The 11,709-nt window shown below is 70.7% G+C and carries 8 protein-coding genes and 2 pseudogenes; 3 read left to right on the top strand and 7 right to left on the bottom strand.

All coding sequences use genetic code 11. The annotated features are described in order from the left end of the window. Position 1: 1 nt before the first annotated feature. The 3 genes from H293_RS0137985 to H293_RS50740 are packed head-to-tail and all read left to right on the top strand — an operon-like array spanning position 2 to position 5,060. Positions 2 to 1,327 carry an MFS transporter gene (locus tag H293_RS0137985; protein WP_106968504.1) on the top strand — a complete coding sequence of 442 codons (1,326 nt, stop codon included), beginning with the start codon at positions 2 to 4 and terminating at the stop codon, positions 1,325 to 1,327. After that, a complete protein-coding gene (locus H293_RS0137980) occupies positions 1,324 to 4,302 on the top strand; it encodes a type I polyketide synthase (RefSeq protein ID WP_020123020.1) in 2,979 nt (992 codons plus the stop codon). Before H293_RS0137985 ends, H293_RS0137980 begins: the two co-directional genes overlap by 4 nt. After that, positions 4,299 to 5,060, top strand: coding sequence for a thioesterase II family protein (locus H293_RS50740; protein ID WP_020123019.1), 762 nt, complete (start codon positions 4,299 to 4,301; stop codon positions 5,058 to 5,060). Before H293_RS0137980 ends, H293_RS50740 begins: the two co-directional genes overlap by 4 nt. Positions 5,061 to 6,116: 1,056 nt before the next feature. Here the strand turns inward: H293_RS50740 and H293_RS0137970 are convergent. The 7 genes and pseudogenes from H293_RS0137970 to H293_RS0137935 all read right to left on the bottom strand — a co-directional run. Then, positions 6,117 to 7,223, bottom strand: a complete 1,107-nt coding sequence (locus H293_RS0137970; protein WP_020123018.1) for an alpha-hydroxy acid oxidase — start codon at positions 7,221 to 7,223, stop codon at positions 6,117 to 6,119. Then, positions 7,220 to 8,269, bottom strand: a complete 1,050-nt coding sequence (gene hppD / locus H293_RS0137965; protein WP_020123017.1) for a 4-hydroxyphenylpyruvate dioxygenase — start codon at positions 8,267 to 8,269, stop codon at positions 7,220 to 7,222. The genes H293_RS0137970 and hppD overlap by 4 nt, the downstream gene beginning before the upstream one ends. Before the next feature lie 776 nt (positions 8,270 to 9,045). Further along, positions 9,046 to 9,768: pseudogene (locus H293_RS50735) on the bottom strand (recombinase family protein); the annotation flags it as partial. A 607-nt stretch (positions 9,769 to 10,375) separates the two neighbouring features. Then, positions 10,376 to 10,792, bottom strand: coding sequence for a nuclear transport factor 2 family protein (locus tag H293_RS0137950; protein ID WP_028808541.1), 417 nt, complete (start codon positions 10,790 to 10,792; stop codon positions 10,376 to 10,378). A 46-nt stretch (positions 10,793 to 10,838) separates the two neighbouring features. Further along, entirely contained in the window at positions 10,839 to 11,087 is a 249-nt protein-coding gene (locus H293_RS0137945) for an NAD(P)-binding domain-containing protein (protein WP_020123014.1), read from the bottom strand. A gap of 32 nt (positions 11,088 to 11,119) precedes the next feature. Next, positions 11,120 to 11,335 (bottom strand): hypothetical protein, encoded by a 216-nt coding sequence (locus tag H293_RS0137940; RefSeq protein WP_020123013.1) that lies wholly within the window; start codon positions 11,333 to 11,335, stop codon positions 11,120 to 11,122. Positions 11,336 to 11,407: 72 nt separating this feature from the next. Next, positions 11,408 to 11,709: pseudogene (locus tag H293_RS0137935) on the bottom strand (IS630 family transposase); the annotation flags it as partial.

Below are 11,709 nucleotides of genomic sequence, written 5' to 3'. Positions count from 1 at the left end.
CATGACCATCGAAGCCACTGAGGCCGGATCCCCGCCCGGGGTCTGGAGCCATCCCACCCTGCGCGTACTCCTCGCCGCCGAGACGACGTCCATGCTCGGCACGCAGCTCAGCGCCGTCGCCATGCCCTGGCTGGCGCTCCAACTGACCGGCTCCGCCAGCGACATGGGCCTGATCATGGCGGCCCAGCTCGCCGCGGTCGTGGTGTTCGGCTTCTTCGGCGCCGCCTGGACCGGCCGGATCGGGCCCCGGCGGATCATGCTCATCGGGGACGCCGTCCGCGGCCCGCTCGTGGCGGTGCTTCCGGTGCTGTACTACCTGCACTGCCTGAACACGGCCACCTTCGTGGTCATCATGTTCGCCATGGGCGCCTTCTACGCGCCGTACCTGGCGAGCCAGCAGGCCACCCTGCCGAACGTCGTCGGCGAGGACGAACGGCTCCTAGGCCAGGCCAACGCCGCCCTGCAGAGCGCGACGCGGCTCAGCGTCCTGCTGGGCCCCACGCTCGGCGGCCTGCTCATTTCCCTGTTCGGCGCCCCCGTCGTGCTTCTCCTGGACGCGGTGTCCTTCGCCGCCTCGGCGCTGCTACTGAGCCGGTTCCTGCCGCATGCCCCGCTGCGGGCGCCGGTGTCCCGCCGCTCGCCGGTGGCCGCGCTGCGACTTCTGCTGAAGGACCGCCTGCTGAGCAACTGGTCCGCGGGCCTGGCGCTCGGGGAGATGGCCTGGCAGGCGCTGTTCGCGCTGCTCCCGGTGATCGCCGTGACCCGCGAAGGCGGATCGTCCGTCGTGGCCGGTGGGCTGCTGACCGCGTTCGGCGGCGGAGCCCTGACCGGCACCCTCCTGGCCGGACGGCTGATGCGCCGGGTACCCGCCCGCACCCTCGCCCTCGTCGGCCGGGTGGGGCTCGGCGTGGCGTTCGTCGCGCTTCCGCTGGACCTCGGACTGCCGGGCCTGGTCGGTCTGCTGCTTTTCGCCGGCCTGCTCAACGGCGTTTCCTCCTCGCCGGTCGCCACCGTCCGCGTCCTGCGGATCCCCAAGGACCGGCGGCCCGAGGCGCTCACAGTCGCGGCGGCCCTGGCGCTCACGGGCGGCACGGTGGGCTGGGTCCTGTCCGGCACGGTAGCCCAGAAGGCGGGGATCATCCCCGCCTTCTGGGGGCTGGCCGCCCTCCAGGCTCTCGCCGCCGTCCTGTTCGTCGTCGGCGCCGTGGGCACCCGGGACCCCGCGATCCCCGGCGCCATGGGCCCCCGGGACCCCGCGATCCCCCCTTCCCCTTCCCCTTCCCCTTTTCCTTCCTCTCCCGCCCCCTCCGTGAAGGACTCCCGATGACGCACGACGAACAGGAAGACCAAGACCACCTCGTCGCGGTGGTGGGCATGGCCGGCCGGTTTCCCGGCGCCCCTGATGTGGAGCGCTTCTGGGAGAACCTGCTCGCGGCCCGGGAATCGGTCACCGTGTTCCCCGACCTCGCCGACCCCGCTCACCCCGAATTCATCCCCGCCTACGGAGTCCTGGACGGTGCCGGCGACTTCGACGCGGCCTACTTCGGACTATCGGCCCACGACGCGCTGATCACCGACCCGCAGCAGCGACTGCTGCTGGAGTGCGCCCATGAGGCCCTTGAACGGGCCGGGCACGGCGGCGTGGACCGCCCGGTGACCGGCGTGTACGTCGGAGCAGGCGGCAATGGCTACGCGGAAGCCGTCCGGGCCCGAATCGACGAGATGCCGTTCCTCGACGAATGGCGTCTGCGCCAGGCCACCGCCCCCGATTTCGCCGCCACCCGCATCGCCTATCACCTGGACCTGACCGGTCCCGCGACGACCGTGCAGAGCGCCTGCTCCACCTCACTGGTCGCCGTCCACTTCGCTGTCCAGGCGCTGCTGAACGGCGAATGCGACCTGGCCGTCGCCGGCGGCGCCACCGTCGTGCCCCATCTGCCCGCCCTGCGCTACACGCCCGGCGGCATCGTCGCCGCCGACGGCCACTGCCGCGCCTTCGACGCCGACAGCGACGGCACTGTCTCCGCCAGCGCGGTCGGCGTCGTGGTCCTGCGGCCCCTGGCGGACGCCCTCGCGGACGGTGACCACGTCCACGCGGTGATCCGCGGCTCGGCCGTCAACAACGACGGCCGTCACAAGGCGGGCTTCACCGCCCCCAGCGTCGTGGGCCAGGCCGAAGTGATCCGCACCGCCCACGAGATCGCCGGCATCGACCCCCACGAGGTCGGCTACGTGGAGGCCCACGGCACGGGCACCGCGCTCGGCGACCCCATCGAGGTCGCCGCGCTCACTCGGGCCTTCGGCTCCGGCGAGGGCCGCGAAGCCCCCTGCCTCATCGGCTCGGTGAAGACCAACATCGGTCACACCGACGCGGCGGCCGGCGTCACCGGATTCATCAAGACCGTCCTCAGTGTCGAACACGGCGTAGTCCCGGCGACCCTGCACTACCGGCGGCCCAACCCGGCCGTCGACTTCGCCACCTCCTCCTTCGAGGTCAGCGGCACCACCCGCGCCTGGCCGACGGACGGACCGCGGATCGCCGGCGTCAACGCGCTCGGTGTCGGCGGCACCAATGCCCACGTCGTCCTCGAACAGGCCCCGCCCCGCGAGGAGTCCGTGCCCTCCAGCCGCTCTCAGCTGCTGATCGTCTCCGGCAGGACCCCGGCAGCCGCCGAGGCGGTCGCGGACCGCCTGGCCGACCATCTCGCCGCCCACCCGGGGACACACCTGGGCGACACCGCATGGACACTCCAGGACGGCCGGACGCACCACGCCCACCGAAGGTTTGTGGTGGCCTCCGGCACGCAGGACGCGGTAACCGCGCTGCGGAGCCGCGCCACCGCCCCCGCGGCGAGCAGCGCGCTCTCCGACGCCGAACTGGTGTTCATGTACCCGGGCCAGGGTGGCCAGCACACCGGCATGTCGGCCGAACTGTACGACGGCGAGCCCGTGTTCCGCCGTTCTCTGGATGAACTGGCCGACGCCGTCGCCGGCTCGCTCGGCGTGGACCTGCGCGAAGTCCTCTACCCCCGCACGGACGCCGAACGAGCGACGGCGGCCGAACGGCTGGCGACCATCGAGGTCGGCCAGCCGGCGGTGTTCGCCGTGCAGTACGCCACCACCCGCCTGCTGGACTCCTGGGGCCTACGGCCGAGCGCCGTCACCGGACACAGCCTCGGCGCGTACGCCGCGGCCTGTGCGGCCGGCGTGTTCGCCCCGGCGGACACGGCCCGGCTGGTCGCCGAACGGGGACGACTCCTCGGCACCGTGCCGGCCGGCGCGATGGCCGCGGTGCGTCTGTCCGAGACGGACGTACTGGGGCTGCTCCCCGCCGACATCACCGTCGGCGCGGTCAACGGCCCCGGTCAGTGCACGGTCACCGGCCCCGCCGCCTCCGTGGCGCGCTTCGCACAGGAGCTGAACGATCGCGGGCTGGAGGCGCGGGTGCTGCGCATCGCCACCGCGGGCCACTCACCCCTGGTCGACCCGGTCACCCGCCTCTTCGCCGAGGCCGTCGAGGCGTTGCCGCGCGAGCGGCCGACCCTGCCAGTGCTCTCGGACACCACCGGCGCATGGGCCGACGAGGAGGCCGTGCGCACCTCGCAGTACTGGGTGCGGCACATGCGCGAACCCGTCCGGTTCGGCGAAGCGCTGGACACCCTGTTCGGTGCCTCGGACCGCGTCCTCGTCGACATCGGCCCGGGCCGCACCCTGGCCACGCTGACCCGCCAGCACGCCGCTTATGACAACAAGCAGGCCGTCGTACACCTCGCCCCGCACCCGGCTGAAGAGGCGTCGCAGACGACGGTACTGCTGGCGGGCGTCGGCGAGATATGGGCCCGAGGGGCGCACCCCGACTTCGCCGCCCTCCAGGGCGACGGGCCCCGGCGCCGGATCGCGCTGCCGACTTACCCGTTCGAACGCCGCCACCACCTTGTGCCGCCACCGGTCCGGTTCACGCCCGCCGCCGCGGCGCCCGCGCCCTCGGCCGCCGCACTCACAGAGGCCGCCGCACCGACCGGCGTTCCCGCACCGGAGCGTCCGCCCGTCCTGCAGGCCGTGCTCACCGCCTTCGGACAGGCCCTCGGCTGCCCGGACATCGACCCGCGGGACGGCCTGTTCGACCTTGGGGGCGACTCGCTGACCGCCACCAAGCTCGCTGCCTGGGCCGGCTCCACCTTCCACGTCACCGTCAGTGCCTCGGACGTCCTGCGCTTCCAGACCCCGTCGGCGTTCACCACGCTGATCGAGGAGCGCGGGGCCGGAGCTCCCGTCCAGACCAAGGAGAACCCCGCCTCATGACCACGTCCCTTCCCGCCCCGCCCCTCGGCGTCGCTCCCGCTCGGCGCAATCCCTGGCTGAACGGTCGTCCCACCACGACGAACACCGAGCGCCATCTGTACTGCTTCCCCCACTCGGGCGGGCTCCCGGGCGAGTACGTCCGCTGGGGTCAGTACCTGCCCGGCACCCAGATCTACGGCATCTGCCTGCCGGGACGCGGCAGCCGCGTCGCCGAACCGGCCCTGACCGACATGGATGCCGTGGTGCGCGCCCTGCTCGCGGAGACGGAGTTCGTCGCCCCCTACGACCTTTTCGGCCATAGCCTCGGTGCGCTGGTCGCCTACGAGGTGACGCGCGAACTGGCCGCCCGCGGCCTGCCTCTGCCTGAACGGCTCGTCGTCTCGGCGTTCCCGGCCCCTCACCTGCCGCGCCCCGAGGCTCCGCTGTCCGGCCTGCCGGACGAGGAACTGGTCGCGGTCCTGAACGAGCGCTACGGAGGCATCCCGCCCCAGATCGCCGCCGACCGCGACCTGCTGGCGGTGCTGCTGCCCGCGTTTCGCGCCGACTTCGCCCTGCTGGAGAACTACCGGTACCAGGAATCCAGGGCGCTCCCGGTGCCGCTCGTCGTACTCGGCGGTGAGGCTGACAGCCTCACCCTGGACCAACTCGGCGCGTGGGACCTGCACAGCGGCGTGACGGTACGCCGGCACGCCTTCCCCGGCGGTCACTTCTACTTCCGTGACGACCCGGCGTCGGTAGCGGCTGTGCTGGCCGCCTGAACCCTCACCCCGAGTGCGGTGAGGCCGGGACTCCCGCCCCGGCCTCACCCCCTCGAAGCCCCCGGTCTCCGCGGCCGGCGGCGTCGGGGTCTGGTCGTGCCCGTTCGCCCGGCGGCCGGGACGCCCCATCGCGCTCACCTCCCCGTCTCCGCGATTTTGACCATGTTGACGGGCAGCACCGCCTAACGGGTGGTCTCCGTGACCGTGACGGTTGCAGGGGGCGGGCCAGGTGGCGGAGTCCTCGGACTTGCGCTCCGCTCCGCGCTTGGGTTTGTGCCCGCGCTTGCCAGGTCGCTGGGACGGGGCAACGCGGCCCTCTCCCGCGGCGGGAAGTACATGACACGGTCCGACCGCAGCCGCCCCAACAGTTCGACAGGCAGGTCGCAGAGCAGGAAAGTCACTGCCCGCCACGCATAACCGCTGGACCACCTCCCGGATCTGGGCCGCCGTGACGGTGCTCTCGTCGTCACAGGGATGGAGCCAGATCACATTCAGGATGGTGGTCCATGAGGTCCGCCCGCCAAAGCCGCTACGAACGGGTAGGGCCGGCCAGGGATCATCTGGGCCGAGCCTTTCCCCGGCCATAGGTGTGGCGGAACAGCCGGTCCGTGCTGCTATTCGCGTGCCGCCGCAGCCAGTTGCCGACATCGACTCCGGCCGCAGCCAGTTGCCGACGTCCACCTCCAGGACGATCCGCCCGTCCGCGGCCCGGGGGAACGCCAGTCCAGCCAAAGGTCCGCGTAACCGCGTCACATCCAGCCGCCGGCAGTTCAACCCGCCTGCAACACCATGAGGGGGTCTGCCACACTCGCAGACCCCCTCGGGCCCCTGTCGCGGTGCAAGGCCACAGGTTCATCTACGGGACCGGCCGGCGCGAAGACCAGGCCATGATTGGATCGGCCGTGGTGGGAAGCACAAGTCCTGTGCGCGAAAGGTCGTGCTTGGACGGCGGCCCTGGATGATGCCGACGGCGCCGACCCGGCACCCGGTGTGAGGGGGCCGCCCCGAATGACCCCCATGCTCTGCCTGGCTCTCCATTGAGTGGCGGGCCAGATATCAGGCCGGCATGACGGTCAGGTCTCGGCCTGCGGCGAGGCTGTCGCAGCCGCACAGCGTGAGCGCTTCCCGCAGCTCGGTGTGGAGCAGATCCAACACGAGGCCGGCGCCCGCCTTGCCATCCGCGGCCAGGCCCCACAGCACGGGTCGGCCGTACATGACACCGGCCGCGCCATGGGCGAGGGCCCGCAGGACGTCCGTACCGGAGCGGATACCGCTGTCGAGCAGCACGGCGCAGCGTCCCTGCACGGCGTCAAGCACCGGCGGCAGCGCCGTGATGCTCGGCACCGCGCCCGCGAACTGGCGGCCGCCATGGTTGGACACGACAACGGCCTCGGCGCCGAGTTCCGCCGCCCGGACGGCGTCCCGAGGGTCGAGGATGCCCTTGAGGACGATGGGCATATCCGTGTGCCCGCGCAGCCATTCCACGTCCGCCCAGTCAGCGGTCGGGTCGAAGGCGGTGGCCGAGTGGGTGGCCACCGCCGAGGTTCCGCTCCTTCGGGTATGCGTCGCCGTGACCGCCTCGGCTCCGAGGTTGGCGGCGGTCACGGACGCGGGCAGCGCGAAGCCGTTGCGCAGGTCGCGCAGCCGACGGCCCATGACAGGGACGTCGGCGGTGACGACGAGCGCCTCGCACCCGGCGTGTTCCGCCCTGCGGACGAGGTCGAGCAGCAGACCGCGGTCCCGCAGCCAGTACATCTGGAACCAGATGGTTCCGCCGACCTCGGCGATCTCCTCCAGCGGGTAGCTGCTCAGCATGGGGATCACGTAGGGAACGCCGGCGGTCCGAGCGGCCCGTGCCGCGTCGAGTTCACCGTTCGGATGCAGCAGCCGCTGATAGGCCATCGGTGCCACCACAACCGGCATCGCTGTGTCGGCGAGGAGCAGTTGGCCGGAAGTCTTGGCGGTGCCGGCTCCGGTGAGAGCCCGGGGCACCAGACGTACCAGGTCCAGTGCCGCCCGGTTGGCGGCCTGGACCGACTCGTCACCGCTGCCGCCCGCGACGAAATCCCACACCTCGGCCGGCAGCCGCTCGGCTGCCAGCCGTTCGACGTCCGCCACACAGATCAGTGGACCGTGGTCCCTGCCCCGGTCGGGCTCATTCACCTCGCTGCCTCATCCCGGGTTTGCTGCAGCTCGACGGCGCTGTACAGCGCCTTGATGTTGCCATTGCCGAATGTACGGGCGCCCAGCCGCTCGATCACCTCGAAGAACAGGGTGCCGCGAGGGTGCGTGGACCGAGTGAATATCTGCAGGAGCTGGCCGTCCTGGTCCTGATCGACCAGGATGTTCAGCGCCCGGAGCTGGTCCACGGAGTGCTGGACGGGCCGCAGCCGGCCCGGCACCAAGTCGTAGTAGGCGCCGGGCGTCGTCAGAAATCCGATGCCCCGCCCACTCAGGAGACCCACGTCCCGCACGATGTCATCGGTGGCGAACGCGATGTGCTGCACTCCCGCCCCGCCGTGGTCCTTGAGGAACTGGTCGATCTGGCCGGGGCGCCTGGACAGGTCGGGCTCGATGAGGGTGAGCGTCACTGCGCCGGACCGGCTCTGGACGACGGTGGAGTTCATCCCCTGGGCGCCTACGACGACGTGCTCCGTGAAGACCGTCTTGAAGTCGAGTACGGTCTCGTAGAACCGTACCGTGGGCTTGAGATGGCCCGGCTCCAGACATACCGCGAAGTGGTCGATCGTGTGCAGGCCGAGGTCGTGTCCGGACTCCGCAGGACGGACATCGTCCGGTTGCGAGGGGCGTTGGACGAAGGTGTGCGTCACGTCGCCGAACGCGGTCACGGACGCCGTGACCACGCCGTCGTGCTCCGCCGGCGCGGCCACCGGCCGCGCACCGCGCCGTACCGCCTCGCTGAACGCCGACCCGGCATCCGGCGTGCCTAGCGCGATATCGAACACACCGTCCCCGTGCTGCTGGACGAATGCCGCGGCCGGGTGGTCAGCATGACGAACCTCGGTCAGGACGATACGGATGTCCTTCCTGCGCAGGGCGACCGTGCGCACGCCGTCCGCCAGGGGCGCGTTCGCGGCTCGGGGCTGGACGCTCAGCCCATAGCCGGTCGTGAAAAGTTCGGTTGCTCGGGCGAGATCACCGACCGCGAGGCCGACGTGGTCGACGTGGAGTTCGTCGAATGCGCTCATGGCAGATCTTCCTTTGCGGAGTCGGTTGTCCTTCCGCTCACACATGACATGCGCGAGCGGGAGTCATGGGGAGCGGCCTTCCGCTGCGTGTTACCGCAGCCGGACGGTCGGACGGGCCCACCTGGCTCAACGGTTCAGGGCATGTCGTCGAACTGCATCCGGACGAGGGCGCAGTGGTCCGGGCCCCGCGCGCGGTACGTCGGGGCTCGGCGTCAGCGGCGAGGACGGGCCAACGCCCGCTTTCACGCACCGGAACCCGCAGACGGCCGGCTGCCTCGCCGCTGACGTGTCCCGTCCCGCGGGATGTGGTGCGACACCTGCGCCGTCCGTCCGGCGAGTGAGACGACTGCGGGCTGGTCGGCGAACCGCTCGGCCCAGTGGGCCTGGTCCTTGCCGAAGTCGTCCGCGGGATGTGGCCGGTTGGATCGCGTCGGACAGCCGCCGGTCCTTCACCGTTTGCGAGGTACCGTCGTCTTGGGTTGAGCGGACACGTGCGGCCGCTGTCTCGACGATCGCTCTCGTTGTCGGACCGGCCGGGGCGGATTGCCGGGCGTACCAGAGATCTTCCTGCTCGACAGTGGGACGCAGTTGACTCTTACCGCCAACGTCCATGGCACATCCACCTCAATTCAACGAGAGAACGCGGTGGATCTGTCAATGGCGCCACCTTCTTGATCCTCCGCCGGATTCATGGTCCGGTGGACGGTCTGTCGCGGACATCAGCAATTACCGCCGTTACGGCCTCCGTCCGGTCACACGGCGCCACGAAAATAGGGTCAGCCACGTTTCCAGGGGGCATCGGATGACGGGGGTCGGTGCACGGCGGGGACGGCGCTGACGCGCAGGGTGTAGCCCTGGCCGCGCCGTACGGTCATCCCCTGGTCGAGCGCGGCCCGCTCGGCGGGGTCCAGTTGGGTGGCGCGGAGGAAGTCGGCGACCTTGCCGGGTATATCGAGGGTGACCGGCAGCTCCGGCGCGGGGGCATCCTCCTCAACGGCGGTGTGGTTGGGCAGGAGGTCGGCGACGGCTGTGCGGATCGCGCCGCGGCTGACGTCGTGCTCGCGGGCAAGGGCGGCGATGGAGCGGCCTTCCAGGTACGCGGTGCGGACGGCGCCGGCCCTGTCGGCCGCCACGGCGGGGCGGCGCCCGCCTTTGCTGCCCTTGGCCTCGGCGGCTCGCAGCCCGTCGTAGGTCAGCTCGCGCTGGAGGTCGCGTTGGAGTTCGCCGGCGGCGGCGAGAGTCTGCACCATGAACTTCACGGTGGACGGCAGCTCGCCGGTGCGCGGATGGCGGGCGGTGAGGTTCATCGCGGAGAACGCGCCGTCGTGGATACGCAGCGCCACCTGGTCGCGGTGGAGGACGTCGAGCGCATCGAGGATGTGGCTGGTGCCGCGCACGAGGCGGAACATCTCGGAGACGTGCACAGGGTCGCCCGGCCGCGCGTAGGTGAGCAGTTCGCGGAACTTCGGCCGCTGAAGCGGGTGGAGGCGGCTGGAGGTTCCCGGGTCCTCCTCGAAGACGACTGGGTCCTAAATGCCGGCCTCATACAGGACGAGGTTCTGCCGGGCGGTCGACTGCTGGTCGGTCGAGACCCGCTTGTAGACCAGGTTCGACACTCGCGGGCCCCTTCCATACGGGAGGATCTGACCCTATCTGTCGTCAAACCCTGTCAGCAATCACCATCGGATCTGATTGGATTCACGCTGCCGTGAACCCCTGGATTGCACAGGTTCATTGGACGCGTCGCCTGCCTGTCGGCAAACGATCGTTTGCGAACACCATTCAGCCGGGCGAGGAGGTTGGAGACCGGCGGAACACGGCGGGGGACGAAAGTTCGTGGGCGCCGGTCAAGTCCCCAGTGCGACAGACCCGGCGGGCGGCACGCTGGTCGACATGGCGACACCGGCCGATGGCCTGGCATCGCTGGGGGACCTGATCGGCAGTCATCGCCGAAGGCCGACCGCCCCAACGTGCTGACCGGCAGCGATTGACCGGGGGCGAGTTCTGCTCTCCGTTTCGGCTTCGGCCGTGTCTCGGCTGACCCTATCTATGCGTACATGCCCGGCCCGGCCGCCCCGGGCCGCGGGGTCCCTGAGTGCCCTCCGCTCAGCCGACGTTGAACGCCTCGGCGACGGTCAGTGTGTCCTCGTACAGGTGCATGCGAACGATTCGGCCGCCTTCGACCGTCAGGTGCATGGCCACCGGTGTGGTGAACTGCTTGCCGCTGGTCACAGCGGTGTGCGTGAAGACCGCCAGCAGCACCACGTCACCACCGTCGACGATGAAGCGCTCCAGCACGACCTTGCTCTGGCCGTGCGCGAAGTGCGGCCACATGGTGGTGAAGTACGGCGCGACCTCCTCCTGGCGGGTACGGCGCCCGGTCCAGGGCAGTGCGTCACTGCCGGGGACGTGCCAGTCGATCTCCTCGGAAAACAGTTCCTGGATGCCGTCGGGGTCCTGCCTGCCGAGGCGCTCCAGGAACTTCTCGGCCACGGTCCGCGAGGTCTGAGTATCTGTTGCCACCGTCCGTGTCCTTTGCCTCTTCGTCTCTTGAGGTGTCGGTCGGGCCTCAGCCCTGGACCAAGAAGTGCTTGCCGCTCAGCGGCCCGCCGAGCTGCATGAGCGCCCCGCCTTCCCGCAGCGCGCCAAGTTCGAACGTGGCCGCCGAGGCGCCGGGCCCGATGGCGGCGGCGTCGCCGAGTGTGCTGGGGCCGCGGCTGTTGCTGACCAGCACCGGGTGCCCGGCGCGTGCCGCGTGGGCGGCCACGGCTTGTGCTGGTGCTCCCGCACCGATGGTGCCGATGGTCTTGAATTCCATGAGGTCACTGCTCCCCTGCGGTCCAGGTTTGGTCAGGTCAGTTTGAGCAACACGGTGCCGGTGCCGCTGGTCCGCGCCGCCGAGATGGCGCTCGGCAGCTCGTCGAGCGGGTAGGCGGGATGAACGGCGAGAAGGTGTGGATGCTGCGCGGCGATCTGGAGGGCGGCTCGCCGATCGGCGGCCCGGATATCCCCAGGGCGGGTCGCCCAGCGCGTGATGCTCACCGCGCGGACCCTCAGTTCCCGCATGAGCAGCTCCAACGTCGAGAGCGTCCACGGCTGCGCGGCTAGTGCTCTGACCGCATAGGTTCGCCGGGTCGTTCAGGCTGCGGTGGCGAGGGAGCGTCCACCCCAGCGGATGCCCTTTTCGCTGCGGATGCGGGCGCGTTCCTTGCGTTCGGCGGCCAGGACGTCGCGATGGCGGGCGTTGGTGTTGCGCCACCGCAGGTAGGCGTGCAGGGCCCGGGTCTGAACCGTGTGGTTGGGGTAGTTCGAGTTGGCGATGGTGAACTGCCGCAGCGGCCCGAAGTGGGCCTCGATCGGGTTCGCCCACGAGGCGTAGGTCGGCGTGAAGCACAGCTCGACCTTGTGCTTCTTCGCCCAGCGGCGGATGTCGGCGCCTT

The sequence above is a fragment of the Streptomyces canus 299MFChir4.1 genome (assembly GCF_000383615.1).
Lineage (GTDB): Bacteria > Actinomycetota > Actinomycetes > Streptomycetales > Streptomycetaceae > Streptomyces > Streptomyces canus_C.
The sequence above is the reverse complement of the archived record's forward strand: the minus strand, read 5'-3'. Positions and strand labels throughout refer to the sequence as shown.

Excerpts from the sequence above, each read along its gene's own strand:
- H293_RS0137985 (WP_106968504.1), top strand. The coding sequence starts at position 2 with ATGACCATCGAAGCCACTGAGGCCGGATCCCCGCCCGGGGTCTGGAGC.
- H293_RS0137980 (WP_020123020.1), top strand. The coding sequence starts at position 1,324 with ATGACGCACGACGAACAGGAAGACCAAGACCACCTCGTCGCGGTGGTG.
- H293_RS50740 (WP_020123019.1), top strand. The coding sequence starts at position 4,299 with ATGACCACGTCCCTTCCCGCCCCGCCCCTCGGCGTCGCTCCCGCTCGG.
- hppD (WP_020123017.1), bottom strand. The coding sequence starts at position 8,269 with ATGAGCGCATTCGACGAACTCCACGTCGACCACGTCGGCCTCGCGGTC.
- H293_RS0137945 (WP_020123014.1), bottom strand. The coding sequence starts at position 11,087 with ATGGAATTCAAGACCATCGGCACCATCGGTGCGGGAGCACCAGCACAA.
- H293_RS0137940 (WP_020123013.1), bottom strand. The coding sequence starts at position 11,335 with ATGCGGGAACTGAGGGTCCGCGCGGTGAGCATCACGCGCTGGGCGACC.